General features: G+C 69.0%; 25 protein-coding genes. 10 read left to right on the top strand and 15 right to left on the bottom strand.

Going from position 1 to position 26,687, the window contains the following annotated elements; genetic code table 11:
• Positions 1-97 precede the first annotated feature (97 nt).
• Positions 98-1,441 carry a PQQ-dependent sugar dehydrogenase gene (locus ACMGEZ_RS25600; protein WP_436825098.1) on the top strand — a complete coding sequence of 448 codons (1,344 nt, stop codon included), beginning with the start codon at positions 98-100 and terminating at the stop codon, positions 1,439-1,441.
• A 12-nt stretch (positions 1,442-1,453) separates the two neighbouring features.
• Here ACMGEZ_RS25600 and ACMGEZ_RS25595 read toward each other — a convergent pair whose 3' ends face one another.
• On the bottom strand, positions 1,454-2,464 hold the full coding sequence (locus ACMGEZ_RS25595) for a zinc-binding alcohol dehydrogenase family protein (RefSeq protein WP_436825097.1): 1,011 nt from the start codon (positions 2,462-2,464) through the stop codon (positions 1,454-1,456).
• Between the two features lie 86 nt (positions 2,465-2,550).
• On the opposite strand from ACMGEZ_RS25595, the gene ACMGEZ_RS25590 reads away from it, so the two are divergent.
• Both ACMGEZ_RS25590 and ACMGEZ_RS25585 read left to right on the top strand, forming a co-directional pair.
• Positions 2,551-3,477, top strand: a complete 927-nt coding sequence (locus ACMGEZ_RS25590; RefSeq protein ID WP_436825096.1) for a LysR family transcriptional regulator — start codon at positions 2,551-2,553, stop codon at positions 3,475-3,477.
• Positions 3,474-4,292 (top strand): creatininase family protein, encoded by an 819-nt coding sequence (locus ACMGEZ_RS25585; RefSeq protein ID WP_436825095.1) that lies wholly within the window; start codon positions 3,474-3,476, stop codon positions 4,290-4,292. Before ACMGEZ_RS25590 ends, ACMGEZ_RS25585 begins: the two co-directional genes overlap by 4 nt.
• Before the next feature lie 15 nt (positions 4,293-4,307).
• Here the strand turns inward: ACMGEZ_RS25585 and ACMGEZ_RS25580 are convergent, their stop codons facing one another.
• A complete protein-coding gene (locus ACMGEZ_RS25580) occupies positions 4,308-4,937 on the bottom strand; it encodes a YbhB/YbcL family Raf kinase inhibitor-like protein (RefSeq protein WP_436825094.1) in 630 nt (209 codons plus the stop codon).
• Positions 4,938-5,065: 128 nt separating this feature from the next.
• Between ACMGEZ_RS25580 and ACMGEZ_RS25575 the strand changes: the two genes are divergently transcribed.
• Genes ACMGEZ_RS25575 through cutA form a run of 3 tightly spaced genes read left to right on the top strand, consistent with a single transcriptional unit; the run spans position 5,066 to position 6,018 of the window.
• Complete coding sequence (locus ACMGEZ_RS25575; protein ID WP_068682880.1) at positions 5,066-5,311, top strand: GlsB/YeaQ/YmgE family stress response membrane protein; 246 nt, start codon at positions 5,066-5,068, stop codon at positions 5,309-5,311.
• Positions 5,312-5,336: 25 nt separating this feature from the next.
• A complete protein-coding gene (locus ACMGEZ_RS25570) occupies positions 5,337-5,669 on the top strand; it encodes a hypothetical protein (protein ID WP_436825093.1) in 333 nt (110 codons plus the stop codon).
• Between the two features lie 16 nt (positions 5,670-5,685).
• Positions 5,686-6,018 (top strand): divalent-cation tolerance protein CutA, encoded by a 333-nt coding sequence (gene cutA, locus ACMGEZ_RS25565; RefSeq protein WP_436825092.1) that lies wholly within the window; start codon positions 5,686-5,688, stop codon positions 6,016-6,018.
• On the opposite strand, the gene ACMGEZ_RS25560 is transcribed toward cutA, so the two are convergent.
• Positions 6,009-6,683, bottom strand: coding sequence for a histidine phosphatase family protein (locus ACMGEZ_RS25560; protein WP_436825091.1), 675 nt, complete (start codon positions 6,681-6,683; stop codon positions 6,009-6,011). The genes cutA and ACMGEZ_RS25560 overlap by 10 nt on opposite strands.
• A gap of 225 nt (positions 6,684-6,908) precedes the next feature.
• Between ACMGEZ_RS25560 and ACMGEZ_RS25555 the strand changes: the two genes are divergently transcribed.
• The 3 genes from ACMGEZ_RS25555 (at position 6,909) to ACMGEZ_RS25545 (ending at position 13,131) form a co-directional block, all read left to right on the top strand.
• Entirely contained in the window at positions 6,909-11,216 is a 4,308-nt protein-coding gene (locus tag ACMGEZ_RS25555; protein WP_436825090.1) for an autotransporter outer membrane beta-barrel domain-containing protein, read from the top strand.
• Between the two features lie 13 nt (positions 11,217-11,229).
• Positions 11,230-11,925: a dioxygenase family protein gene (locus tag ACMGEZ_RS25550; RefSeq protein WP_496084677.1), complete on the top strand. Its 696-nt coding sequence runs from the start codon at positions 11,230-11,232 to the stop codon at positions 11,923-11,925.
• Positions 11,926-12,084: 159 nt separating this feature from the next.
• Positions 12,085-13,131, top strand: coding sequence for a JmjC domain-containing protein (locus ACMGEZ_RS25545; RefSeq protein WP_436825089.1), 1,047 nt, complete (start codon positions 12,085-12,087; stop codon positions 13,129-13,131).
• Positions 13,132-13,149: 18 nt separating this feature from the next.
• Here the strand turns inward: ACMGEZ_RS25545 and ACMGEZ_RS25540 are convergent, their stop codons facing one another.
• Genes ACMGEZ_RS25540 through ACMGEZ_RS25495 form a run of 10 tightly spaced genes read right to left on the bottom strand, consistent with a single transcriptional unit; the run spans position 13,150 to position 21,067 of the window.
• The gene (locus ACMGEZ_RS25540; RefSeq protein WP_436825088.1) at positions 13,150-14,145 is read right to left on the bottom strand and encodes a threonine dehydratase; all 996 of its coding nucleotides are present in this window, start codon (positions 14,143-14,145) and stop codon (positions 13,150-13,152) included.
• Positions 14,146-14,147: 2 nt separating this feature from the next.
• Positions 14,148-14,789, bottom strand: coding sequence for a LysE family translocator (locus tag ACMGEZ_RS25535; protein WP_436825087.1), 642 nt, complete (start codon positions 14,787-14,789; stop codon positions 14,148-14,150).
• Entirely contained in the window at positions 14,789-15,475 is a 687-nt protein-coding gene (locus tag ACMGEZ_RS25530; protein ID WP_436825086.1) for a VOC family protein, read from the bottom strand. Before ACMGEZ_RS25530 ends, ACMGEZ_RS25535 begins: the two co-directional genes overlap by 1 nt.
• Before the next feature lie 8 nt (positions 15,476-15,483).
• Positions 15,484-16,395: a PhzF family phenazine biosynthesis protein gene (locus ACMGEZ_RS25525; protein WP_436825085.1), complete on the bottom strand. Its 912-nt coding sequence runs from the start codon at positions 16,393-16,395 to the stop codon at positions 15,484-15,486.
• Positions 16,396-16,400: 5 nt separating this feature from the next.
• Positions 16,401-17,042: a glutathione S-transferase family protein gene (locus ACMGEZ_RS25520; protein ID WP_436825084.1), complete on the bottom strand. Its 642-nt coding sequence runs from the start codon at positions 17,040-17,042 to the stop codon at positions 16,401-16,403.
• A gap of 2 nt (positions 17,043-17,044) precedes the next feature.
• Positions 17,045-17,683: a LysE family translocator gene (locus tag ACMGEZ_RS25515; RefSeq protein WP_436825083.1), complete on the bottom strand. Its 639-nt coding sequence runs from the start codon at positions 17,681-17,683 to the stop codon at positions 17,045-17,047.
• Positions 17,680-18,297, bottom strand: a complete 618-nt coding sequence (locus tag ACMGEZ_RS25510; RefSeq protein WP_436825082.1) for a DJ-1/PfpI family protein — start codon at positions 18,295-18,297, stop codon at positions 17,680-17,682. The genes ACMGEZ_RS25515 and ACMGEZ_RS25510 overlap by 4 nt, the downstream gene beginning before the upstream one ends.
• Positions 18,298-18,318: 21 nt before the next feature.
• On the bottom strand, positions 18,319-19,533 hold the full coding sequence (locus tag ACMGEZ_RS25505; protein ID WP_436825081.1) for an aminotransferase-like domain-containing protein: 1,215 nt from the start codon (positions 19,531-19,533) through the stop codon (positions 18,319-18,321).
• The gene (locus ACMGEZ_RS25500; protein WP_436825080.1) at positions 19,530-20,471 is read right to left on the bottom strand and encodes a DMT family transporter; all 942 of its coding nucleotides are present in this window, start codon (positions 20,469-20,471) and stop codon (positions 19,530-19,532) included. The genes ACMGEZ_RS25505 and ACMGEZ_RS25500 overlap by 4 nt, the downstream gene beginning before the upstream one ends.
• Positions 20,468-21,067: a LysE family translocator gene (locus tag ACMGEZ_RS25495; RefSeq protein WP_436825079.1), complete on the bottom strand. Its 600-nt coding sequence runs from the start codon at positions 21,065-21,067 to the stop codon at positions 20,468-20,470. The genes ACMGEZ_RS25500 and ACMGEZ_RS25495 overlap by 4 nt, the downstream gene beginning before the upstream one ends.
• Positions 21,068-21,169: 102 nt before the next feature.
• Here ACMGEZ_RS25495 and ACMGEZ_RS25490 point away from each other — a divergent pair, with 102 nt between their 5' ends.
• Complete coding sequence (locus ACMGEZ_RS25490) at positions 21,170-22,597, top strand: aminotransferase-like domain-containing protein (RefSeq protein ID WP_436825078.1); 1,428 nt, start codon at positions 21,170-21,172, stop codon at positions 22,595-22,597.
• Between the two features lie 7 nt (positions 22,598-22,604).
• Here ACMGEZ_RS25490 and ACMGEZ_RS25485 read toward each other — a convergent pair whose 3' ends face one another.
• Together ACMGEZ_RS25485 and ACMGEZ_RS25480 are read right to left on the bottom strand one after the other, a co-directional pair.
• Positions 22,605-24,356, bottom strand: coding sequence for a phospholipase D family protein (locus tag ACMGEZ_RS25485; protein ID WP_436825077.1), 1,752 nt, complete (start codon positions 24,354-24,356; stop codon positions 22,605-22,607).
• Positions 24,357-24,432: 76 nt separating this feature from the next.
• Positions 24,433-26,337, bottom strand: a complete 1,905-nt coding sequence (locus tag ACMGEZ_RS25480) for an ATP-binding cassette domain-containing protein (RefSeq protein ID WP_436825076.1) — start codon at positions 26,335-26,337, stop codon at positions 24,433-24,435.
• Positions 26,338-26,687: the final 350 nt, after the last annotated feature.

Genomic DNA, 26,687 nt, shown 5'->3' with positions numbered 1-26,687 from the left:
CACAGCCGACAGTCGAGGCTGGTTCGGGCGGGGATCATTCGCCGGAGCGCCGCCGGCTCCGCCGCCGGGTCTTGCGGCGCATGAAGGATTCAAGACCATGAAGCGATCCATTCACCTTCCCGCAACAGTCGCCGCGTTGGCGGCGGTCCTGTTGCTCGCGGCCTGCGGCGAGACTGCCAAGCTGCCGCCGGAGGCCGGCATCGGCCCCACGCCGCAACTGCCCGCGCCCCACAAGACGCTGATGCCCACCGTGAAGATCGCACCGGCGGTCGGCTGGGGCGATACCGCCGGGCCCAAGGCGCCCAACGGCTTCATCGTGACGGCGTTGGCGCGCGGCCTCGACCATCCCCGGTGGGTCTACACCTTGCCCAACGGCGACGTCCTGGTCGTGGAAAGCAACAAGCCGCCCAAGCCGGAGGCAGCGAAGGACGACCTCGGCACGATCGGCCGGCTCAAGTCGTGGGTCATGGGCATGGTCCAGAAGCGCGCCGGCGCCGGGGTTCCGAGCGCCAATCGGATCACGCTGCTGCGCGATGCGAACGGCGACGGCACCGCCGAGCTGCGGCAGGTGTTCATGCGAAACCTCAACTCCCCCTTCGGCGTCGCGCTGGTCGGCGGCGAGCTCTTCATCGCCAACGCCGACGCGCTGGTCAAGGTGCCCTACGCCGAGGGGCAGACGGCCATCGCGGCGACGCCGACGAAAGTGACCGACCTGCCCGCCGGCCTCAACCACCACTGGACCAAGAACGTGATCGCCAACCGCGACGGCAGCAAGCTCTATGTGACGGTGGGCTCCAACAGTAACGTCGGCGAGAACGGCCTCGCCGCGGAGGAAGGCCGTGCGGCGATCTGGGAGGTCGACGTCAAGAGCGGTGCCAAGCGCCTGTTCGCCACCGGCCTGCGCAATCCCAACGGCATGGCCTGGGAGCCCAGCACCCAGACCCTCTGGACCGTGGTCAACGAGCGCGACGAGATCGGCAGCGACCTGGTGCCCGACTACCTGACCTCGGTGAAGGACGGCGCCTTCTACGGCTGGCCCTGGAGCTACTACGGCAGGCATGTGGACGCGCGCGTCGAGCCGCCGCGCCCGGACATGGTGGCCAAGGCGGTGGTGCCCGACTACGCGCTCGGCTCGCACGTGGCGGCGCTGGGGCTGGCCTTCTCGGACGCGCGCGGCATGCCGCCCGAGTTCGCCAGCGGCGTGTTCATCGGCGAGCACGGCTCGTGGAACCGCAGGCCGCTCTCGGGCTACAAGGTGGTGTTCGTGCCCTTCACCGGCGGCCGGCCGAGCGGGCCGCCGGTGGATTTCCTGACCGGCTTCCTGAATGCGGAAGAGAAGGCCCTGGGGCGCCCCGTCGGCGTCGCGCTGGACAAGAGCGGCGCGCTGCTGGTGGCCGACGACGTGGGCAACACGGTCTGGCGCGTGGCGCGGGCCCGGTAGCGCGCACGGGCGTCAGAAGCCGGCCAGCACGACCTTGCCCTGCGCCTTGCCGCTTTCGATCAGCGCATGCGCCTTGCGCAGGTTGGCGGCGTTGATGGTGCCGAAGCTCGCGTTGGCGGTGGTGCGGATGCGGCCGGCATCGACCAGCGCAGCGATTTCCGCCAGCAATTCGCCCTGCCGCGCGAGGTCGGGCGTGCCGTAGCTCGAACGCGTGAACATCGACTCCCAGTGCAGCGAGATGGACTTGCTCTTGAGCGGCATCGCGTTGAAGACCTTCATGTCGTCGATCACCGCCAGCCGGCCCTGGGGCCGCAGGCTCTCGACGATCTGGGGGTAGTGCTGCTCGGTCTGCGTCAGGCTCGCCACCATGTCGACTTCGCCCATGCCGGCCGCCTTCAGCTCGGCGGCGAGGGGCTTCGCGTGGTCGATCACCGCGTGCGCGCCCAGCGCCAGGCACCAGGCGCGCGTCTCGGCGCGCGAGGCGGTCGCGACCACCCGCAGCTGCGTGAGCTGGCGCGCGAGCTGGATCAGGACCGAGCCGACGCCGCCGGCACCGCCGACGATCAGCAGCGTCCGGCCGGCGCCGCCGTTCTTCGGCACGCCAAGCCGATCGAACAGCAGCTCGTAGGCGGTGATCGTGGTCAGCGGGAGCGCCGCGGCCTGCGCGTCGTCCAGGCTCCTGGGGGCGAGCGCGGCGATGCGCTCGTCCACCACGTGCAGCTCGCTGTTCGCGCCGGGGCGGACGATCGAGCCGGCGTAGTACACCCGGTCGCCGGGCTTGAAGCCGGTCACCGAGGCGCCGATCGCCTCGACGGTGCCGACCGCATCCCAGCCCAGCACCTTGGCCTGGCCCGCTTCCGGGGCCACGCCCTTGCGCACCTTGGTGTCGACCGGGTTGACGGAGATCGCCTTGACCCGGACCAGCAGGTCGCGGCCGCCCGCGGTCGGTGCGGGGAGCTCGAGGTCCTCGAGCGCGGCGGGATCGTCGATGGGAAGAGATTGGCGGTAGCCGACGGCTTTCATTGGAAGTCCTTGGAGGAATGGAGTGCCGCCACTGTAGATAGCCTGCCTCGGTTTGATAAGCTGGTCCGCTAGCGCATCAGTTTCAAATGAAGATTGAAAATCTCGCCGACCTCCACGTGCTGCTGCACACGGCGCGCGGCGGCACGCTGACGGCAGCGGCCCGCACGCTGGGCCTGACGCCGGCCGCCGCCAGCGCGGCCCTGAAGCGCCTGGAGGCGCAGCTCGGCGCCCGCCTGTTCGAGCGCTCGACCCGCGCCATGCGGCTCACGCCGCAGGGCCAGACCCTGCTCGACTACGCGAGCCGGGCCTTCGAGCTGCTGGCCGAGGGCGAGTCGCTGGTGACCGCCGACCGCGGCGCGCTGGTCGGCATGCTGCGCGTCGCGGCCCCGTCGGACCTCACGCGCAGCGCGCTGCTGCCTTGGTTCGACGAGTTCCTGGAAGCCCATCCGGGCCTGCAACTCGCGCTCTCGGTGGGCGACCGCCCGTTGGACGTGACGCGCGACGAGGTCGACGTGGCGCTGCGCTACGGCGCGCTGGCCGACTCGCGGCTGGTGGCACGCAAGCTGGCGGATTCGCGACCGGTGCTCTGCGCCGCGCCGGCCTACCTGCGGCGGCATCCGGCGCCCCAGGTACCGCAGGACCTGCTGCAGCACAACTGCCTGACCTTCCACCGCAGCGGCCGGCGCCAGCGGCTCTGGCGCTTCGGTCGCAACGGCCAGTGGACCGAGGTGCGGGTGGACGGCGACCGAATCGTCGATGACGCCTCGCTGGCGCGGCAGTGGACGCTGGACGGCCGCGGCATCACGTTCAAGTCGGCGTTGGACGTGCGGCCCGATGAAGCCGCGGGCGCGCTAATGCGTCTGCTGCCGGACTGGGAAACGGAGCCCTATCCGCTGCACGCCCTGCTGCCCAGCGGGCGCTTCGTGCCGGCGCGGGTGCGGGCCCTGGTCGATTTCCTGGCCGCGAAGTTCGCAGCCCTCCCGCCGGTCACCGGCCCTAAGATCGCCGCATGACCCCTCTTCGCAGCCGCTTCTGGTCCCAGCTCACGACCCGCGACTTCGCCGCGCTCGACCCGGCCGCGACCGTCGCCGTGCTGCCGCTCGGTGCGACCGAGCAGCACGGCCCGCACCTGCCGCTGGGGGTTGATTCGACGCTGGTCGACGGCATCGTCGCAGAGGCATTGCCGCTGCTGCCGGCCGGGCTGCCGGTGCTCTTCCTGCCCACGCAGGCGATCGGCCTGAGCCCCGAGCACGCCAGCTTCCCGGGCACGCTGACGCTGTCCGCCGAGACCCTGATCCGGCTCTGGCGCGAGATCGGAGCGGGCGTGGCGCGCGCGGGCGTGCGCAAGCTGGTCTTCTTCAATGCCCATGGCGGGCACACCGGCGCGATGGAAATCGCGGCGCGCGAGCTGCGCGCGGCGCACGGGCTGATCGTCTACAGCGTGAGCTGGTTCAACCTGCCGCTGGGCGAGGCGGGCGCGCAGTTCAGCGCGCAGGAGCATCGCTTCGGGGTGCACGCTGGCGAGATCGAGACCTCGATGATGCTGGCGCTCGCGCCGGCGCAGGTCGACATGCAGGCCGCGCGCGACTTCGGCTCGAGCTCGCGCCAGCGGGCGGCCGACTACCCGTTGCTCGGCGACGGCAAGAGCGCCAGGCTCGGCTGGGCCATGGAGGACTACAACCCGGAGGGCGCGGCGGGCAATGCGGCTGCCGCGAGTGCGGACAAGGGCCGGGCCGTGGTCGAGGCAGCGGCGCGCCAGCTGGCCGCGCTGCTGGCCGAGGTCTCGCGCCTGCCGCTGACGACCGTGCACACGGGGCCGCTGCCCTGACAGGTGTGAATCGCGTCAGCCCGCAACCGCCGGTCCGGCGGGCGCGGTTTCCTCGATCTTGATCGTGCCGTCGGGCCGCTCGCAGGTGCCGATCAGCAAGCCGCTGGCCAGGGCGTGGGTGCGCAGCTGCTCCAGCACTTCCTCGCGACCCGGCGTGGCCGAGAAGTCGGGCGCGCTGTCGAGTGCGAAGAGCTGGAAGGCGTAGCGGTGCACCCCGTGTCCGGGCGGCGGATCGGGCGGCAGCCAGGCTGCCTGCAGATACGAATTGCGCCCCACGTGCAAGCCGCTGCCGGCGTTGTCGGCGCTGGGGAAGGCGGCCTCGGGCAGGCTGCCGTCTTCGGGGGGCAGGCCGACCGCGATCGCATGGACCAGCGGATGCGGCGTGGGCGAGTCGGCATCCTCCACCACGAGCACGAGCGATGCGGCGCCGGCCGGCACCCCGGTCCATTGCAGCGGCGGCGACAGGCCCTCGCCGTCGGCCGTGTAGCGCGGCGGCAGGGGCGCATGGTCAGCGAAGGCCAGGCTGGCGAGATTGATCGAGGCCATGCCCTGGCGCAAGCCGATGGTGTTGAAGGCGATCTCGTCGAGGCCGGCACGCACGCCGTGCAGGGCCAGACCGATGGCATCAGGAAGCTTCTCGAGCATGCCCGCCGGTATAGCGCGCGGCCTGCGCGAGGCGTGTAGGACACGAGAGCGGCACGTTGCTCCGCTATCATGAATCGGGCTGCCCCGCGGGCGGCAGACCCTCCCCCTACTCCACAACAAGGAAGCGTATGAGCATCGTCTGGACCATTCTGATCGGCTTCGTTGCGGGACTGGTGGCGCGTGCCATCAAACCGGGCGATGACTCGGCCGGCTTCATCGTGACCACGTTGATCGGCATCGCCGGCTCGCTGATCGCGACCTATCTGGGCCAGGCCATGGGCTGGTACCGGGCGGGGGAGGGCGCGGGCTTCATCGCGTCGGTCGTCGGCGCGATCGTGCTGCTCTTCATCTGGGGACTCCTCAAGCGCAAGTAAGAAGACCGGGCACCAAGGGGCGGCAATGGGCCGTCGATCCAGGGCGCATCACCATGTCTACGTCGTCGAACTCGACGACCGGGTCTGGAACAACGCGCGCTTCCGGCGCGCCAACCCCGAGTACCGCCTCGGGCAGCCCTTCGTCTACGTGGGCATGACCGGGCTGGATCCCGACGTACGCTTCGACAAGCACAAGGCCGGCATCCAGGCCAACGCCTTCGTGCGTGACTATGGCCTCAGGCTGCTGCCGGCGCTCTACGCGGTCTACAACCCGATGCCCTACGAGGCAGCGCGCGAGATGGAGGTCGAACTCGGCATTGCGCTGCGGGAGGCCGGCTACGGCGTGTGGCAGGCCTGAACCTTTGGAGACGCTCATGGAAAAACCCGCCTGCATCGTGATGACCAGCGCCAGCACCGAGGACGAGGCCGAGGCGCTGGCCGCCGCCATCGTCGAGGCCCGGCTCGCCGCCTGCGTCCAGGTGCAGCGGGTGCGCAGCTTCTACATCTGGGAGGAGACGCTGCACCGCGAGCCCGAATGGGTGCTGCTGATCAAGACGCTGACCGGCCGCTATCCGGCGCTCGAAGCCTTCATCCGCGAGCGCCACAGCTATGAGACGCCGGAGATCGTGCAGGTGCCGATGACGGCCGGCTCGCCCGACTATCTGCGTTGGCTGGCCGCCGGCAGCACGGGACTCGATCAGGCGTAGGTCACCCAGTCTTCGTACGCCGGCCCGTCGAGGTGCGGCAGTGTGTTGTAGGTCACGAGCATGTGGCGCTTGGGCGTGAAGGCGAACTCGGTGACGGCCGTGTTGCGGATGCGCAGGTTGAGCTCGATCGTGGTCTCGGGGCTGGTGCCCAGCACGTGGCCCACGGCAGTGCTGATCGGCCCGCCGCTGGAGACCACCAGCACGCGGGCGCCGTGGTGCTTGTCGCGCACATGGTCGAGCGCGGTGGTCACCCCGGCCAGGAAGTCGATGTAGCTCGGCATGCCCACGGGCGTGGCCCGCCCCTGCATCCACGCGCCCAGGCCTTCGCGCAGCAGCCGGAAGTGGTGGCGGTACAGCTCCGGCGTATCCGGCTTCTGCAGCTTCTCGGGGTGAATGGTCGCGATCACGGCCTCGGCGTCGTACTCGTTGAGCCCCGGCCAGGGCAGCACGTCGTCGCGCGAAAGGCCCAGGCCCTCGGCTATGCCCTCCCAGGTCTGGCGATGGCGGTTCAGCGTGCCGGTGATGACGGCGTCGAACTGCATTCCGCGCTCCCCCCAGTACTCGCCCAGCCGCCGCGACTGCCGCCGTCCCAGCTCGCTGAGCTGGTCGTAGTTGTCCGCGCCGAAGCTGGCCTGGCCGTGCCGAACGAGATAGAGCTGTCCCATGGGCGGAATTCTGCCGCGCGCCAACGGGTGCGGCGGTCACGGCTGTGACCTGTCGCTTCTCCGCATCGCCACGGGCGTTTGCGTGAAATAAGCAACGATTTCTGTAAGCAGATGAGTTACTAAGTTCTCATTGTGTAAGAATGAAAACTTTCGTAGACATTGCAGGCGGTCCTCCTCCCCAGCCGCAATGTCACTCATCCACCGGAGAGAGGGACAGCACAGAAGATGAACAAGACATATCGCAGCGTGTGGAACCACGCGCTGGGGGCATGGGTCGCCGTGTCGGAGCTCACCACGGCCCGCGGCAAGCGCTCGGGCGGCGTGGCCACGGTGCTCGTGGCGGCCGGCCTGAGCGTCCTGGCCACATCGGGCGCCGCGCAGACGGTGAACTACGCCGATGGCGCCAACCTTGCAGACCCCATCGTCACCACGCCGTCGGACGTGACCCTCAACAGCACCGGCACGGGAACGGCCACGCAGAGCGGCGACATCAGCGGCCCCAACGGCATCATCAAGACCGGTGCCGGCACCATCGTGCTGGGCACTGCCAACAGCTACCAGGGCGCGACGACGATCAACGTCGGCACACTGCAGGTGAGCTCGGATGCCAACCTGGGCACGGGCGGCGGCATCGTCTTCGGCGGCGGCACGCTGCGCCTGGGCGCCGACAACTTCGCGAGCGGCCGCGCCATCGCGCTGGGCGCTGGAGGTGGCACGATCGACGTGGCCGGCAGCAAGGACGGCCAGCTGACCGGGCAGATCACGGGCGCCGGGGTGCTCACGCTGCGCAACACCGGCGTCAATGCGCTGGGTAACGAGGACCGGCGCCTCACCATCGACAACCCGGCCAACAACTACACCGGCGGCACGGTGCTGCAGGGGAACGGCACCGACGGGCGGATGAACGTCTGGACCACCACGGCGGGTGCCTTCGGCAGCGGCCCGGTCACCATCCGCGAGAACGCCGAGCTTCGCTTCAACGGCGCCGGCGCGAACGCCGGCGCGCTGACCGTCAACGTCACCACCGCGAATACCGACGTCAACGGCAGCAACAGCGGCATGCAGTTCCAGTTCGGGGCGGGGGCCGGGACTTCCACCCTCAACCTCGGCGCCCCGGGCACCTACGTGCTCTTCGGTGCCGGCGGGGCCAATGCGCAATCGGCCACCATCAACAGCACCGGCGGGCGGGTGATCTTCCAGGAGACCAGCACCGGCGGCAGCGCGACCATCAACAACAACGGCGGCGTGGTCCAGGTCTCGAACACGGCGACGCTGGCTGGCGCCACGGTGGTCAACCAGAACGACACCGTCAATGGCCGCACCGGCCAGATCTACATCAACGGAATGACACCCGGAACCAACGCGGCCATCGGGTCGCTGTCCGGTTCGGGCAATGTCGTGCTCGGCGACGCCACGCTGGAAGTCGGCGCGCTCGGCAAGAACGACATCATCAGCGGCGTGATCGGGGGTACCGGCCCGGGCGTCCAGGACAAGAACGGCGCGAACTACGTCAATTCGGTCCTGCTCGGAACCGGTGCAGTGGTCAAGGTCGGCGCCGGCACTTTGACCCTCACCGGCAACAACACCTATACCAACGGCACCACCATCAGCGGTGGCGCGCTGCAGCTGGGCAATGGAACAGCGAGCGGCAGCGTGGTGGGCGCGATCACCAACAATGCTTCGCTGATCGTCAATCGCTCGGACAACTACAACCTCTCCAACGCGGTCTCCGGCACCGGCACTCTGACGCAGGCGGGGCCCGGCACGACCACTCTCACCGGAAGCAACACCTACAGCGGCGGTACCCGCATCACAGCCGGGGTGCTGCAGGTCGACAGCGACGCGCGCCTGGGCTTGGCCGGCCGCGGTATTGCGCTGGACGGCGGCACGCTGCGAGCCACCGGGACGATCAACACCACCCGATCGATCGCAGTCGGCAGCGGTGGCGGGACCATCGACGTGAACGGTCAACTGTTCGGCGCGGCCGGCGAGATCAGCGGGGCGGGCACCCTGAACATCGCCTCTTCGCAGGGCGGCGGCAGCTTCGGCGTTCCGGTGCCCAACAGTCATTCGGGCGGCACGACCATCCGCGACGGCGTCTCCGCCAGCGTCAGCGGCACGGGCACGCTGGGGACGGGCGACGTCACCGTGCAGGGCTCGAAGTCGTTGCTGGTGTTCGCAGTGGGTGCGAACGCAGGCAGCAACCACTACATCGTGGGCCGCCCGGGTATTGGCGCCGACGCGGACAATCGCGTCATGTTGCTCGACTCCGGCTCTGCTCAGAGCGCGCGCTTCTCCGTCAACGGCAGCAACTGGCGCCCGCTCAGCGGCACGACCAACTTCCTCGCTTTCGCCGACGCGGCCACAGCCGGCCAGGCGACGATCGAGGCGCAGGGCGGAACGGTCAGCTTTCAGGACACCGCGACAGCTGGCCAGGCGACTGTTCACGTGGGCGACAAGGCACTGGTGCATTTCCTCGGCACCTCGAGCGCGGGCACGGCGACTTTCACGAATGCCGCGGGCGGCACGCTGCGCTTCGCCGATGCTTCCACGGCAGGTACGGCCGTGGTCGACAACCAGGCAGGCGCGCTGCTCGACGTCTCCGGCATGAAGGCAGCACCCCTGAGCATCGGTTCGCTCTCCGGCGCCGGCCGCGTTGCGTTGGGGAGCACGCAGCTCACCGTCGGTGGGCTCGGCAGGACCGAAACCATTGCCGGCATCATCAGCGACGGCGGCAGCGAGTTCGTGCAGCCGGGCAGCGGCACGGGCGGCGGGATCGTGAAGGTCGGCCAGGGCACGCTCACGCTGTCGGGCGCCAATACCTACACCGGCAGCACCACCGTGACGGCCGGCACGCTGCGCGCCGGCGCCGCCAACACCCTGAGCGCCGCCTCGGCGCACAGCGTGGCCGCGGGCGCCACCCTCGACCTGGCGGGATTCAGCCAGAGCATGGCCTCGCTCAACAACAGCGGCACCGTTTCGCTGGTCGGCACCACGGCGGGCACCACGCTGACGGTCAACGGTCCCTACGTCGGCAACAACGGCACGCTGCGCCTGGGCACAGTGCTCGGCGCGAACGGGCCCACCGACCGCCTGGTGCTCGACGGGCCCACGGCGGTCGCCAGCGGCAGCACCACCCTGCAGATCGCCAACCTCGGCGGCCTGGGCGGCCAGACCCTGGGCAACGGCATCGAAGTGATCACGGCACTGAACGGGGCCACCACCACGGCGCAGACCACCAAGAGCGCCTTCGCGCTCGGAGGCGCCGGCCACGTGGACGCGGGCGCTTTCGAGTACCGCCTGTACGCTGCCGATACGGCGGGTGCCGGCGAGAACTGGTACCTGCGGTCTCAGGTGATTCCGCCGCCACCACCGCCACCACCGCCGCCTCCTCCGCCTCCCGCGCCGCCGGCTCCACCAGCGCCACCAGCGCCACCAGCACCGCCTGCACCACCAGCACCGCCTGCACCACCGGCGCCGCCTGCACCACCGGCACCGCCTGCACCCGCGCCTGCGCCTGCACCCGCGCCCATCGGCGTGACGGCGTACCGCGCCGAGGCCTCCATGCTGTCTGCCCTGCCGTCGCAACTGCGCGGCGCCGACATGGGGATGATCGGCAACCTGCGCAGCCGCATGGGCGACGACGACGCCAGCGGCCGCGCGGTGGCCAGCCTGACGCCGGTCGCCGGCGCGCTCTCCACCGAGCGCCGCGCCTGGGCCCGCGCTGTCTACAGCGACCTGGACATCCGCCAGTCGGGCGTGGTCAATCCGTCGACGCAGGGCCATGTCAGCGGCGTGCAGGCGGGGACCGACCTCTACGTCTCGCCGCTGGGCGACTGGCGCGCCGGCGTCTACGTCGGCACGCTCGACGGCAATGCCGACCTGAGCGGCTTTGCCAGCGGCCTCTACCGCGCCGTGGGCAGCACGGACCTGCGCGCACGCTACCTGGGCGCCTACGCCAGCTATGCCAACGCAACCGGCTTCTATGTCGACACGGTGCTGCAGTACGGCTCTCAGCGCTACACGATCCGTCCGCTCGGCGGCTTCGTCGCGTCGGGCAAGGGGAACAGCCTCACCGCCTCGGTCGAGGTCGGCCAGGCCTTCGCGCTCGGCGGCAACTGGACGCTCGAGCCGCAGGCGCAGCTCAGCTACCGCCGGGCCAAGCTCGACGACCTGCGGATCTCCGGCGCGCTGGTGCAACAGGACGACGCCAGCGGCTGGACGGCAGGCCTGGGCGTGCGGGTGAAGGGTGACTTCGCCACCTCGGCAGGGCGGCTGCAGCCCTATGGCCGCGTCGGGGTCATCCATGCCAACGACGCGGGCGACACGGCGCGCTTCATCAACGGCGGCTTCTCCACGCCCATTGCCAGCTCGAGCCGCTACACCTCGGTCGAGCTCGCCACGGGCGCAACGCTGACGCTGAGCAAGACCGTCAGCCTCTACGGCGAGCTCGGAAAGGTCTTCAGCACCGGCGGCGATACCCGGGTGAAGTCCTCGATCCAGGGTGCGGTGGGCGTGCGCGTGCGCTGGTAACAGGAAAAAGAAAATGATCGCGGCGGGGCAGGAACTCGCGCGCGGCCGGCCGCTCCCACCGGCCATGGCTGCGCCCACCTCGCCCCACTCCCCCGGTCTTCTTCCCCGCCGCGCGGTTGCCGCGGCTTTCGTCGCGGTGCCGGTGCTCTGGCTCGGCGCTCGCGCCCAGCCGCAGCCGAGGCGCATCGCCACGCCTTCGCAGACCGAAGGCCCCTTCTATCCGGTCAAGCTGCCGGCCGATGCCGACAACGACCTGCTGCGCAATGGCGCGCTGAGCTACCACAGCGGCCAGCCGGCCTCGGTGGAAGGCAACGTGACCGACATCGACGGCCGCCCGCTGCGTGGCGCCCAGGTCGAGATCTGGCAATGCGACCAAGGCGGCCGCTACCACCATCCAGGCGACGGCGATCGTGCCGATGCCGCCTTCCAGGGCTTTGGCCGCGTGGTCGTCGACGCCGAAGGCCGCTGGCGCTTCCGCACCATTCGACCCGTGGCCTACGGCGGCCGTACGCCTCACATCCACGTGAAGGTCAAGCTGGGCGGGCGCGAGCTGCTGACCACGCAGCTTTACGTGGCCGGCGACCCGGGCAATGCGCGCGACTTCCTGTGGCGCAACCTGCCGGAGCCCGCGCGCGAGGCCGTGACCGTGCCCTTCGAGCGGACTGCGGACGGCTGGCAGGCGCGCTTCCCGATCGTTGTCGCCGCCTGAGGCGCCAGCATCTCCGCGCCCCTTATCGACGGGCGAAGAAATCCTGTGACATACGAAGGAGTAAGTAATACCATTTACTTAGTTTTGGCGAGTCCTTGATCCCAACGCGTTTCAGCTTGCTCGTGGAGAGAGGTTGCGCGGCAACGAACGAGGTTCAGAATGAACAAGTTCACGACCAACGCGTTCCGCGCTCGGACTGCGCCGCACGGGGCGTTGGCTCCGCTGCCACAGCAACGCGAGGTCAGCACTCCTGGCGAAGTGAGTTCGGCGGGGCAAGCGTACCGGGTGTGGGCGGACGACCCCGTGAGCTTTTCGGCGCACAAGATCACGGCCCTGCATCACAACCTCCACGAGCATCCGCTATTCCAGCTCGCCGAGTTCGCCAATCTGGCGAAGGAACTCGTGCCTTTCAGGCAGTGCCGGTTCATCAGGCCCGGCATCTCGCAGGCTTCCAGCTTCGCGCACGACAGCCAGCATCCCGATGGTCGCAGCATCGACGAGGTGTTCGAGCGCATCGAGGAAGCGGGCTCGTGGGTCGCCCTCTACAACATCGAGGTCATTCCGCGCTATGCCGCCCTGCTCGCCAGCATCGTCGACACCATGCGTCCCCTTGTCCAGCGCGAGCAGCCCGGCATCTTCAATATCAATGGCTTTGCCTTCATCTCGGCACCGCCTTCGGTGACGCCGTTCCACATCGATCGCGAGAACAACATCTGGCTGCAATTGCACGGCCGCAAGACCATGAACGTGTGGGACAACACGGATCGGGTGGTGGTGGGGGCCGATGCGGTGGAGGATTTCATCGTCGGACATTCGTTGAGGAAGGTCCGCTTCAAGGAAGAGTTTCGCGCGCGCAGCCACCAGTTCGAGACGCAACCGGGAGATGCGGTCTATTTCCCGAGCACGTCGCCTCACATGACGAGTTCCGAGGGCAGCTGGACAAGGCCGGGAGACTGCGTGTCGATCTCGATCGGCGTGACCTTCTACACGTCGGTGACCCGCAGGGTGGCGCGCGTCCACCAGGTCAACAGGCTCCTGCGCAAAGCGGGGATGTCGCCGGTGTTTCCGGGCGAATCGCCCACCGCGGATGCGCTCAAGGCACCCGTCGGCGGGATGATCGGCATGGCCCGTGCCTCGCTTGCGCGCGCGATCGCTCCCCTGCGCCGCGTCAAGCTCGCCGTCAAGGCGCCGCCAGGCTCGTTCTAGCGGGTCGAACGCGATTGCTCAAGCTGGCTGCCGCCCCCGCGGGGATGAGAGCAGCACCTCGGCGAACACTGCCGCATCGACATTGCCGCCCGTCAGCGCGATGCCGACGCGCTTGCCGCGCCAGCGCGCCGATTGCTGCAGCAGCGCTGCAAGCGCCGCAGCACCTGCGCCCTCCGCCACGTTGTGCGTGTCGGTGAAGAGCACGCGCATCGCTTGCGCCACTTCGTCGTCGGTTACGGCGACCACGTCGTCGGCCTCGCGCCGCAGCACCTCCAGCGCCTCGGGCACCGGCGTGCGGCAGGCCATACCGTCCGCCAACCGCGTGCTGACCGGCGATTCGAGCGCGCCGCCCGCGCGATAGGAGTCGAGGTAGGCGGTTGCATGCGCCGACACCACGCCGACCAGCCGCGTCGACACACCGCAGTGCGCACGCGCCGCCGCTGCAGCCGCGAAGCCCGAGCCCAGCCCGATCGGCACGAACAGCACCTCGGGCGGACCGTCCGGCGTGGCGGCGAGCGCGTCGAAGAACTCGACGTAGGCGCTGGCCACGCCGCGTACCAGGTCAGGATGGAAGGAGGGCACGCGGTGCAGGCCCTGGGCTTCGGCCAGTTGTCCTGCATGCTCGTTCGCGGCCTGGAACTCGTCGCCATGCTCGATGAGCGTGACGCCCAGCGCGCGCATCGCGGCGTTCTTCTCGACCGAGTTGCCGTGCGGCACCACGACGGTTGCGGCAAGGCCATGGCGCCGCGCCGCGAAGCCGACCGACTGGCCGTGGTTGCCGCGGGTGGCGCTGATCACATGGCGCACGGCAGGCTGCTCGCGCGCGAGCGTCTCGAAATAGGTCAACCCGCCGCGCAGCTTGAAGGCGCCGGCCGGCGTGTGGTTCTCGTGCTTGACCCACACGGTGCAGCCAAGGCGCCGGGCCAGCAGCGGCCAGGCGTACTGCGGCGTCGGCGGCATCGCCGCGTAGACGGTGCGGCACCCGGCCTCGATCTGCTCGCGTGTGAAGCGCATGCTCAGCGGCGCTCCGGCAGGGCGATGCGAACGGCGAGCACGGCGAGCACGCTGCCCATCACGTAGCGCTGGGCCCGCAGCCAGCCTTCGCTTTTCGACAGGAAGGCGGTGAGCCGGGCGGCGCTCAGCACCAGCAGCAAGTTGACGGTGCCGCTCACGCCGATCTGGATCGCGCCCAGCAGCAGGCTCTGCAGCAGCACCGCGTCGCGCTCGGGGTGCAGGAACTGCGGGAAAAAGGAGAGGTAGAACATCGCCACCTTCGGGTTCAGCAGATTAGTGAGGAAGCCCATGCTGAACAGCTTGGCCGGCGGGTCCTCCGGCAGCAGGCGCGCCTCGAAGGGCGCGGTGCCGCCGGGCCTGACGGCCTGCCAGGCGAGCCATGCCAGGTAGGCCGCGCCGGCCAGGCGGATGGCATCGAAGGCGAAGGGCACCGCGATCAGCAACGCCGTCAAGCCCAGTGCAGCCGCCATCAGGTGCACCACGAAACCCAGCAGCACGCCGGCCAGCGACATCAGGCCGGCCGCGCGGCCCTGGCACAGGGTGCGCGAGACGCAATAGATCATGTTGGGGCCGGGCGTGAGCACCAGCACCAGTGCGGCCAACGCGAAGAGCGCGAGTTCGGAAGGATGGAGCGGCAGGTTCATCAGATCCCCTTGGAATCGAGCGTGACGGTGCCGCGCGGCGTGTCGAACACCGCGCGCAGTTGGGGCGCGCCGGTGCTCACCGGAACGCCGGCAAGGCCGATGGCGCGCAGCGCCCGCTCCAGGTCGTTGGCCCGCGGATGCGACAGTGCCAGCGAGCGCAGCCGGACGCCGGAATCGCCCATGCTGTCGGTGGGATGCGCCGCACCCCAGGCGATCAGCGTGGGCAGCGTGCCGTAGAAGAGCCGTTGGCCGTCGTCCCGCACCGTGATGCGCCACTCGAGGCGGCCGACCGGCGTGTCGCGGGAGGCTTCGAGCAGGCGGCCGCGGTCGATGCGGTGGCGCGCCAGTGCGTGGAGTGTGGCGTCGGCGTCGGGCACTTCGGCCACGAAGTGCACCAGCCGCGGCCCCTCGCGCGCGAGCGCTGCCTGCAGCGTTGGATCGTCCAGGTCGAACCAGCGGTGGAACGCTGCTGCCCGCGCCGGCTTCTGCGCGGGATCGATCGCGATGATCTCGAGGTAGGCGCGCGGGAAGTCGGCGGTTTCGATCTTCAGCAGCCGGTTGTGCGTGCCCATCAGCGGATGGGTGCCGCCCGGGCCTGGCGCCACGCCGAAGGTGGCTTCGCACCAGCCCACGCCTTCGTCGAGGCTGCGGGCCGCGATCACGAGGTGGTCGATGCGCGCCGGCATGCGGATTCCTAGAGCGTGAGCTTGCCGTCGATGCAGGTGACCGAATCGCCGCCGACCCAGACCTGGCCGTCGGCATCGCGCACCACGTGGACGCGCCCCGAGCGGCCCAGGCACTGGCCCTGTGCCGCGAGGTAGCGCTCGGGCAGGTAGCCCTCGGCGATGAGCCATTGCGCGAGGCTGGCGTTGAGGCTGCCGGTCACCGGGTCTTCCTCGATGCCCATCGGCGCGGCGAAGGCGCGCACCTCGAGGCCGATGTCTTCCGCTTCGGATTGCGCGAAGGCGCGTGCCTCGCGGTTGGAGCGCGCGATCAGCGGGGTGGCCGGTTCCACGTCCCGTTCGGGAATGCCGGCTACGCCCACCTTCTGCCCGAGCTCCTTGAGCGCACGATGGTCGGGCTTGAGCGCGAGCACGGTGTCGGCATCGGCGAGCAGCAGGCCGAGCCATACCGGCCCGTTGTCCAGCAGCTGCGCGGCCACGATCTGCTGCGCGCGCAGGCCGAGCGCCCCGGCCACCTTGGCCAGCATCGAGGGACTGGGCGCGCTGCGTTGGGAGGGCGGCGCCGCGAAGAACAGGCGCTCGCCCTCGTACCGGATCGGGACCAGTCCCTTGGCGCATTGCTGCACGATGCGCCCGGTGGCCTTGGGCCGGCCGCCGGCTTCCAGCCAGGCGTGGCAGCTGCCCAGCGTCGGATGGCCGGCAAAGGGCAATTCGCCGCCAGGCGTGAAGATGCGCACGCGGTAGTCGGCCGAGGGTTCGGTCGGCGGCAGCAGGAAGGTGGTTTCCGACAGGTTGGTCCACCGGGCGAAGTTCTGCATTTCCGCATCGTCCAGGCCGGTGCCGTCGAGCACCACTGCGAGCGGGTTGCCGGCGTAGGGTTTCGCCGTGAAGACGTCGACTTGCTTGAAGGGGCGGATTTGCATGGTGTTCATTCCAGGGGGAGGTCGAGCACACCGCGCGCGCCGGCGCGGCTGCGCAGGTCGGCGAACCAGCGCTCGACATGCGGCCAGCTGGGTCGCGTGTATTCGGTCTGCGGCAGGCCGAACCAGCGATGCGCTTCGCAGCCGACAGGGATATCGGCCATGGTGAAGTGCTCGCCGAGCATGAAGGGGCGGGTGGCGAGATGCGCGTCGAGCAGCGCGAACAGGGGCTCGGTGGCGCGCACCGAATGGGCGATCACGGCCGGGTCGCGCTGGTCCGCGGGCGTGCGGATCCACTGCCTGAAGGCACCGGCGCTGACCGGGTTGAGCGTGGTCTGCTGCCAGTCCATCCAGCGCTCGGCATCGAAGCGCGCGGCCAGCGGCTCGGGGTAGAGCTTGCCCGGCGAATGCTTGGCACAGAGGTAGCGCACGATCACGTTCGATTCCCAGAGCGTGACGCGCGCATCGCCCTCGCCGTCGTCGATGGCCGGCACCAGCGCATTCGGGTTGAGCGCGAGGTATTCCGGCGTCTGCACGATGCCGAACTTGCCGCCGGCCTCGGTGCGCTGGAAGTCGAGGCCGAGTTCCTGCGCGCACCACACCACCTTGCGCACGTTGATGGAGCTGATGCGCCCCCAGATGTTGAGCATGTTCAGAGTCCCTTCGAAGGGCGGTCGATGAGCAGAAGACGAAGCGCGAGGCCGACCATCACCGTGGCCAGCAGGCCGCGCTGGAAGCCGGCGGCGCCGCGGCGACGCTGCAGCCAGCGGCCGACCATGCCGCTACAGGCGCCCAGCGCGCTATTGAACACGAGGCCAGCCAGGCTCAGCGTGATGCCGAGCAAGGCCAGCTGCGCCGGCACGCCGCCGCGCGACGGATCGACGAACTGCGGCAGAAACACCATGAAGAAGAGCAGCGCCTTCGGGTTCACCAGGTTGTTGAGCCAGGCGCGGCGCAGCACCTGCGCGAAACCGGCGCGCTCGGCATGCGCCGGCACGGACGCGCCGCTCGATCGCAACGCCTGCCAGGCGAGCCACAGCAAATAGAGCGCGCCCGCGTAGCGCAGCAGATCGAAGGAGGGCGGCCAGGCAGCCACCAGCGCGGTGACGCCGGTTGCGGCACAAAGGGTATGAACGAGATCCGCCGCGGCGATGCCCAGGCCTGCCGCGAAGCCGGCCCGCGGTCCGAGCGCGATGCCGTGCGAGAGCACGAAGGCCATGTTGGGCCCGGGCGAGAGGAACAGCGCCAGCACTGCCACGAGGAACAGCGAAAGCGTCCCGAGCTCGATCATCCCGCGGCCCTCGCGCTCTCGAGATACGGGGTGAGGTTGCGCAAGGCTTGCGCGACGTACGCTTCTTTCTCTCCCACGGGTGCAACGTAGTGGAGTGCAGCGGCCGCGGCGTCCAGCCCCTCGGTGCGCGCGATGATCCAGGCCGCGAGATAGGGCGAGGCGAGGCAACCGCCCGCCGTTGCCACGTTGCCCGCTGCGTAGAAGGGCTGATCGAGGACCCGGACGCCCGCCTCCTGCACCCAGGGCTTGGTCGTGAGATCGGTGCAGGCCGGTACGTTGCCCAGGATGCCCAGCTTGGCGAGCAGCAGCGTGCCGGAGCACTGCGCGCCGATCAGCTGGCGTGCAGGGTCCAGCCGCAGCGCAGAGAGGATCGCCGGGTCGGCGGCAATTTCGCGCGTGCGGATACCGCTGCCGACGACCACGGCATCGGCTGCGCAGGCGTCCGCCAGGGTGGCGGTGGCATGCAGCGTGACGCCGTTCATCGACTGCACCGTCTCGCTCGGCGCTGCCAGGCTCACGCGCCAGCCGGGCTTCTTGATGCGATTCAGCACGCCGAGCGCGATCAGCGAATCGAGCTCGTTGAAGCCGTCGAAGGTGAGGATTGCGATGTGCATCGGCTTGGCTCTCTCGACGAGTTATGCGGCGCTTGCGGCCATCCGGCGCTCGACTTCAGCTGCGGCCTGGTGCGCGAGCTGCTCGCGCACGGCGTCGGCCAGCGCAGTGATTGCCGTATCGATCTCCTCGACGCTGGCGGTCACGAAGGACAGGCGCATCGTGCGCGCATCGCCGGCACCGGCGTAGAAGGGCATGCCCGGGACGAAGGCCACGCCGCGCTCCACCGCCTTGGGCAGCAGCGCCACCGCATTCATGCCCTCGGGCAGGCGCAGCCAAAGGAACATGCCGCCGGCCGGCTTGTTGAAGCTCACGCCCAGGCCTTGCATCTCGCGCTCGAGTGCCGCGAGCATCGCATCGCGCTGGCGCTTGTAGAGCGCCCGGATGGTGGGCACGTGGCGCTCGAGGAAGCCTTCCTTCATCACCTCCGCGACCACGCGCTGGTTGAAGGTGGGGCTGTGCAGGTCGGCGGCCTGCTTGGCCTGCAGCAGCTTTGGGAAGATGGCCTTCGGCGCGACGAGGAAGCCGAGCCGCAGACCCGGCGCCAGCACCTTCGAAAAGGAGCCGAGATAGATGCAGCCCTCGGGATTTCGTGCCGTGAGCGGAAGAGGCGGCGCCTCGTCGAACCAGAGATCGCCATAGGGGTTGTCCTCGACGATCGGCAGGCCGGCCTCGGCCGCAGCGGCGGAGACCGCGGCACGGCGCGCCTCGGTCATCGTGCGGCCGGTGGGGTTCTGGAAATTGGGCAGCAGGTAGACGAAGCGCGCGTCCCTGGCCTTGGCCTTCAGGTCGTCGACCCGCACGCCCTCTTCGTCGCTGGCAACGCTGACGGCCTCGGGCTCCATCGGCGAGAAGGCTTGCAGCGCGCCCAGGTAGGTGGGTGTTTCCACCAGCACGCGGCTGCCGGGGTCGAGCAGAATCTTGGCGATCAGGTCCAGGCCCTGCTGCGAGCCGGTGGTGATCATCACCTGGGCCGGGTCGACCGGCCATGGCAGCATCGCCGCGACCGCTTCGCGCAGCGGCGCATAGCCCTCGCTGGCTGCGTATTGCAGCGCGGCCTGGCCGTCCTTGTGCAGCACTTCGGCGCAGGCTTCGGCGAAGGCGCTGATCGGGAAGGTCTTGGGCGAGGGCAGGCCGCCTGCCAGGCTGATGATGCCGGGACGCTCGGTGACCTTGAGGATCTCGCGGATCACCGAGGGGTTCATCTTTTCTGCGCGGGCGGCGAGTTTCCAGTTCATGTCGTTTCCTTTGGATGTGCCAGTTGTTGTGATGATGGGGCGGCGGGACGCGCCTGCGAGAGCTTCTTGCCGGCGACCACGGTGGCCACCACCGCCGCCGCGAAGCCGAGCGTGACGAGATCGATCGGCTCGCCGAGCAGCGGCACGGCGGCGAGGATCGAGAGGAAGGGCTGCAGCAGCTGGGCCTGGCTCACGCGCAGCGCGCCGCCCATGGCAAGGCCGCGGTACCAGGCGAAGAAGCCCACCCACATCGAGAAGACGCCGACGTAGACGAAGCCCAGCCAGGACGAGGTTGCGATCGGTTGCTGCGGCCACAGCCACAGCGCACCGGGCAGCGTGACCGGCAGCGCCATCACGCAGACCCAGCAGATCACGCGCTCCGCGCCCAGCGCCGGCGTGATCTGTGCGCCATAGATGTAGCCCAGCGACGCGGCGAAGACGGCACCCACCAGCAGCAGGTCGCCCCACGCGAAGCCGAACTGCTGCTCGCCGGCGCGCAGCATCGAGAACACGATCACCAGCGCGCTGCCTGCCAGCGCACAAAGCCAGAAGCCGAGCCGAGCGCGCTGGTGCAGCACCCAGGCCGCGCAAGCCGCGGTCACCAGCGGCAACAGGGCAGTGACCACCGCAGCATGACTGGCGCTGACGATGCGCAACGCATAGGCGAGCAGCAGCGGAAAGCCGATCGCGTTGCCCAGCATGGCCATCCCGAGCGGTTTCCATTGGTGGCGTTGCGGCAGCGGCGAGCGGGTCGCAAGCAGGAAGACTACCGACAGCAAACCCGCCAGCGCCGCGCGGCCCAGTGTCAGGAACCAGGGCGAGAGCTGCGGCGCCTCTTGCGTGCCGGTGGCCAGCCGCGTCATCGGCAGCGTGACTGCGAAGAAGGCAACGCCGAGCACGCCCAGCCACATGCCGAGGGTTTCGTCCTTGATCTTCATACGCTGGCCATCCACCAGGCGGTGAGCACCAGCACGGCGGCCATGGCGCGGTTGAACCACAGCAGGCGGCGCCCGTGCGCGAGCCAGTTGCGCAGCAGCGAGCCGGCGAGTGCGTAGGTGAAGTTGCTGGCGAATGCATAGACCAGCATCACCGGCGCCACGATGGCAAAGCGCCGCAGCGCGTCGGGCTGGCCGGCGATCCAGGTTGCGACCAGCGTCAGTGCCAGCAGCCAGGCCTTGATGTTGACGAACTGCAGCATCACGCCCTGCCAGAAGCCGACTCGCAGTTGGTTGCCGTCGGCCCGGCCCATCGTGGCACTGCCGCTGAGCTTCCAGGCCAGCCACAACAGGTAGACGATGCCCAGCGCCTTGATGGCCCAGCGCAAAGAGGGCGCAGCCACCACCAGTGCGCCGATGCCGCCAGCGCACAGGCCCAGCAGCAGGGTCCAGCCGACGGGCACGGCGACCACGAAGCGCATGGCGCGCGGCAGGCCACCGTTGGCCGCCAGCGCGGTCGAGAGCGTGGTATTGGGTCCGGGCGAGAAGCTCATCGCCGTGGCCAGCACCAGCAGGGCGGTGAATTCTTGCCAGTTCATGGTACAGACTCTAAACTGATGACCATTACAGTACCGATACAGTTTGCCGGACATGAGTGGGGCCTGTATCGGTCCGATCATCGACACAGAGCAGGCACACGCATGCTGACACGAACCTCCACCCAGTCGCTGACGGAGCAGTTGGCCGGCCGCTTCGCCGAGCGTATCCGCACCCGCCTGCTGGCGCCGGGCGCGCGGCTGCCCTCGGTGCGCGAATGCGCGCGGCAGCAGGGCGTGAGCCCACACACGGTGGTCGCGGCCTATGACCAGCTGCTCGCGCAGGGGCTGGTCGAAGCACGGCGCCAGCGCGGCTTTTACGTGCGCGATTCGATTGCTGCCCAGGTGGGGTTGGCGTCGTCCACATTGGGCGCGCTGGCCGAGCCGGTCCTGTCGCAACCTGTGCCCGCAGACGCAAGCACTCTGATCCGCGGCATGTTCCATCGCCCCAGCGACAAGCCGCAGCCAGGGATGGGCGTATTCCCCTCGGAATGGCTGGATTCGCCCTTTACTGCCGCTGCCGTGCGGCGCGTGACCAGCACACGGGCACTGCAGGATTTCTCGTTGCAATACGGCGAGCCCGCAGGCGATAGCGGCCTGCGGCGCAGCCTCGCGACCAAGCTCGCAAGCATCAACGTGCCCGCCGGCGCCGAGCAGATCGTGACCACGGTCGGGGCCACGCATGCGCTCGACATCGTGAGCCGCACCTTGCTGCGGCCCGGCGATCCGGTGATGGTCGAAGAGCCGGGCTGGGCGTTGGAGTTCGCGCGGCTCGAGGCGCTCGGCATGCGCATCCTGCCGGTGCCGCGCAAGGCCGACGGGCCCGATCTCGAGGTGATGGAGCGCTACTGCAATGCGGGGGACGGGCACAAGCCCAAGCTCTTCGTCAGCGTGAGCGTGCTGCACAACCCGACCGGCTACAGCCTGACGCCGGGCAGCGCGCACCGGGTGCTTCAGTTGGCCAACCAGCATGGCTTCCACATCGTCGAGGACGACACCTACAGCCACCTGGCGCCGGAGCACGCCACGCGCCTGAGCGCGCTCGACGGGCTGCAGCGCACCGTCTACGTGAGCGGCTTCGCGAAGATCCTGGCGCCCAACTGGCGTATCGGTTTCCTGGCGGCCTCGCCACAGCTGGTCGGCCGCATGCTCGAGACCAAGCTGCTGACCACGCTCACCACGCCATCGTTGTTCGAGCGGGCACTCGCCTGGTGCATCGACCAGGGCCAGCTACGCCGGCACGCCGAGCGCGTGCGCCTGCGCCTGGATGGCGCCCGCGGGCGCACGGTGAAGCTGGCGCTGGCGGCGGGTTGTGCGCTGGCTGCCGAGCCGGCGGGGCTGTTCGGCTGGGTTGATACGGGCGTCGACACCGACGCGCTCACCCAGCGCATGCTCGATGAGGGCTACCTGCTGGCGCCGGGGTCGCTGTTCCACGCACGGCGGCCGCCGAGCACCCTGATGCGGATCAACTTTGCGACCGCTCAGGACGCCACGTTCTGGAAGGTGTTCGCACGCGTCCGTGCACAGCTTTGAGCGCTGCTCAGAGCAGTCGGTCGGGCGCGAAGGGGCCGAACAACCTCAGGAGAAGGCGCAGGCCGATACTCGCGTCCGGCTCTGTCGTGCTGTCCTTGAGGTCGCTGTCCTGGGGTGCGCGCCACACCAGGCCGCCGTCGCTCTGCTCGACGCGCCAGGCCCCCTTGTTCATGGCGGTCTCGATCTGTCTTGCGGCAATGCGGCACAGCTCGTCGCTGCGAATGAGCAGCGCGATCTCGGTGTTCTGCAGTTGCGAGCGCAGATCGAGGTTCATCGATCCGACCACCAGCAGTCGGCCGTCCATGACCAGCACCTTGGAATGCAGCATCGAGCGCGATTCGCCCGGCGTGCTCCCTCCGGCGGAACCGAAGGCGCTGCCCAGTCCCGCCTGTTCGCTGCGCAGCTCGTACAGGCCGATCCCCATCGCCAGCAGGTCTTTGCGATGGCGGGCATAGCCAACATGGGCCACGGGCGCGTCGTTGGAGGCGAGCGAATTGGTCAGGACGCGAATCTTGACCCCGCGCGCGCGAGCGGAGGCGAAGGCCTGTTTCATGTCGGGTCCGGGCACGAAATAGGGCGAGATGATCAGGAGGTCACGTTGGGCTTGACCGATCAATTGCAGGAGTCCTTCGACCACGGTGTCGCCGTTGGAGGCCGCATCCGCTGCGCCGCTGAGCGAGCCGCGTGGCGCTGCGACTGTCCTGCGCTGGCCCTGTTGGGCCACCACGAGGCCGGGTGCCTTGCCAGTGTTCGCACTGCCGCCCGGCGAGTCGGCGGGGATCTTGGCCGGCTTGTCCACCAGTACCGCGGCCGGCGCCCAGACGAAGTTGGCGGTGCGCAGATCCATCGCCTTTTCATCCCAGGCGCGGTTCTGCTGCTCGGCCGTCGGCCCGGCGTTGCGCGGTCGCGGTTCGCCGTCCGGCGGCCTGGGCGCGCCGCTGTTCGCGTCCTTCTCGCGCTCGCCGCGGGCTTCGTTGCGCAGGGCGTCGAGCTCCTCGCGCGTCACCAGCGACTGAACGGGATAGGCGCGCTCGTTGTTCCAGTAGGCGTCGAAGCTGCGCGACAGGTCCTGCACGATGGGGCCGGCCGCCAACACGTCCATGTCCACGAAGTTGCCCGCCTGAGCATTGCCGAAATAGGCATCGCCCAGGTTGCGTCCGCCCGTCACCCCGAGCACGTTGTCGGCGATGAAGAGCTTGTTGTGCATGCGCTGCTGAATGCGCGATGCATCCTCGATGGCATTGAATAGCCGGGCCAGGCTCGAACCGCGCGAGCCGGGCACCGGATTGAACATCCGCATCTCGATGTTGGGCACGAAAGCCAGGCGCATCACCGATGCATTGCGGCCGGTGCTGTGAAAGTCGTCCAGCAGGATGCGCACGCGCACGCCGCGGGCGGCCGCATCGCTGACGGCGGTGAGCAGGCGTTCGGTGCTGGCGTCGGCATGGATTGCGTAGTACTGGAGGTCCAGCGTCTTCCTTGCACCCTCAGCTAGCGCGAGGCGGCTGCCATAGGCGGCCGGCGGTCCATCGAGCAGCATGAAGCCGGACTCATTGCGCGCCGAGGCGGCCTGGCGGCGCTGCTGGACCAGGGTCGCGAGCGGCGTGCCGGCGGGCGATGCGAGCGCGGTGGACACCGGCCTATGTACGTTCTGGGGCAGCTCGGCGCAGGCCGAGAGCAAGAGGAAGGCCGAGCACAGGGCCGCGGCGCAGCTCCGCCATACGCGGGCGCGGGGATGGAAGGCCTTGAATGGAATCATGCAGCCCGATCGAAGTTTTGCTGCTTCTATATAGCGCAGCCGCGGCTCCCCGCACGTCGGACGAAGGCGCCGCCGGCTAGCCCTGGCGCGCCGAATCCAGCGCTTCCCAACGCTCCATGGCGGCCAGCAATTCCTCGTCGATCTGTGCGTGGCGCTGGGCGAGCTCAGCGGCGCGCGAGGCCTCGCTGGCGTAGATCGCGCCACCCTCCAGCTCGAGTATTTCGGTGATGCGCTTCTGCTCTTCTTCGAGTTCGCCGATCCGTGCGGGCAGGGTCTCGAATTCGCGCTGCTCCTTGTAGCTGAGCTTTCTGCGCGTGCCGGCGCGCGCGGCCGCTGCCAAGACTGGAGAGGCCGCCGCGGGGCTGGGGGCGGGGGCGGGCGAGGCCTGGGCCCTTTCGGCAGCGATCTCGCGAGCGCGCTTCGACTGGATCAGCCAATCTTCCACGCTGCCCTCGTATTCGCGCCAGAGGCCGTCGCCTTCGAACGCGATGGTGCTCGTCACCACGTTGTCGAGGAAGGTCCGGTCGTGGCTCACGAGGAAGACGGTACCGTCATAGTTCTGCAGCAGGTCCTCGAGCAGTTCGAGCGTGTCGATGTCGAGGTCATTGGTGGGTTCGTCGAGCACCAGCACATTGGCAGGGCGCGCGAACAGGCGGGCGAGCAGCAGGCGATTGCGCTCGCCTCCGCTCAGCGACCTCACCGGCGATTGCGCCCGCGCCGGAGAGAACAGGAAGTCCGCAAGATAGCTCTTGACATGCTTGCGCTGGTTGCCGATCTCGATCCATTCGCTGCCGGGGCTGATGAAATCCTCCAGCGTCGCATCGAGCTGCAGCGCGGCGCGCATCTGGTCGAAGTAGGCGACCTGCAGGTTGGTGCCGCGGCGGATCTTGCCGCTGTCGGGCTCGAGCTCGCCGAGGATGAGCTTCAGGAGTGTGGTCTTGCCCGCGCCGTTCGGCCCCACCAGGCCGACCTTGTCGCCGCGCAGGATGGTCCCGCTGAAGTTGCGGATCACAGTCTTGTCGCCGAAGGCCTTGGTCGCGCCCGTCAACTCCGCGACGATCTTTCCGCTGGTCTGGCCGGATGCCACATCCATGCTGACGCTGCCGAGCGCCTCGCGCCGGGCGGTGCGTCGGGCGCGCAGTGCCTCGAGTCGGTTGATGCGACTTTGACTGCGGGTGCGGCGAGCCTCCACGCCCTTGCGGATCCAGATTTCTTCCTGGGCCAGCAGCTTGTCGGCCTTGGCTGTGATGACGGCTTCTTGGGCGAGTTGTGCTTCCTTCTGCGCGAGGTATTGCTCGAAGTTGCCAGGGAAAGAATTGAGCTTGCCGCGGTCCAGCTCCACGATGCGGGTCGCGACGCGGTTCAGGAAGCTGCGGTCGTGCGTGATGGTGACGACACTGCCCTTGAAGTCGATCAGAAGCTGTTCGAGCCATTCGATCGAATCCAGGTCGAGGTGGTTGGTCGGCTCATCCAGCAGCAGCACATTGGGCGCGGCGACCAGCGCCTGCGCAAGGGCCACGCGTTTGCGGGTCCCGCCCGAGAGCGCGCCTACCCGCGCGGCGCCATCGAGGTGCAGCCGGTGCAGGGTCTCTTCGACGCGCTGCTCCCAATTCCAGGCGTCGAAGGCTTCGATCTGCGATTGCAACGCATTGAGGTCGAGGCCCGAGCCCCCGGAAAGATATTGCTCGCGAAGCGCGATGGCCTTCGCCAGTCCAGCGCTGGCGGCCGTGAAAACGTTGGCGTCCAGGTCGAGTTGGGGATCCTGCGCCACATACGCGACGCGCAGACCCTGCTGAGCTTGGAGCGTGCCGTCGTCAGGCTTTTCGAGACCGCCGAGGATTTTCAAGAGTGAAGACTTGCCGGCGCCATTGCGGCCGATCAGTCCGATGCGCTCGGACTCGAGCAGTGAGAAGTCCGCATGATCGAGCAGCGGGACGTGTCCGAATGCCAGTTGCGCGTCGAGGAGGGTGATGAGTGCCATGTGGCGCGGATTATCGGAGCGCGCCGATGAAGAGGAGTCGTGGGGGTCGCGCGCAGTGGCCAGCTTGAAGGCGGGCTACTAGGCGGTCCCGCATCCGACGTGGGTCTTGCAGGGCCCGAAACTTGGCATATAATCGATGGCTCTGCTGAAACGACAGGCACTTCGGGTTCTTAGACGAAAGCGCGAAGTTGGTTGAGAAGGCAGAACTCGAAGTGGCGGGTTGTTCAAATCCGTGCCATAATCGAGGGCTCCGCTGAAGGCGAGTGTTGAGGCTCTGAGGGGCTTTGATGGCTGGTCTGGGTGGGGTTGAGGGGTTGATTGGGGCTGTGTTGATCGAGAGGTTGGCGGGT

The sequence above is a fragment of the Variovorax stachyos genome (assembly GCF_051400855.1).
GTDB lineage: Bacteria > Pseudomonadota > Gammaproteobacteria > Burkholderiales > Burkholderiaceae_C > Variovorax.
The sequence above is the reverse complement of the archived record's forward strand: the minus strand, read 5'-3'. Positions and strand labels throughout refer to the sequence as shown.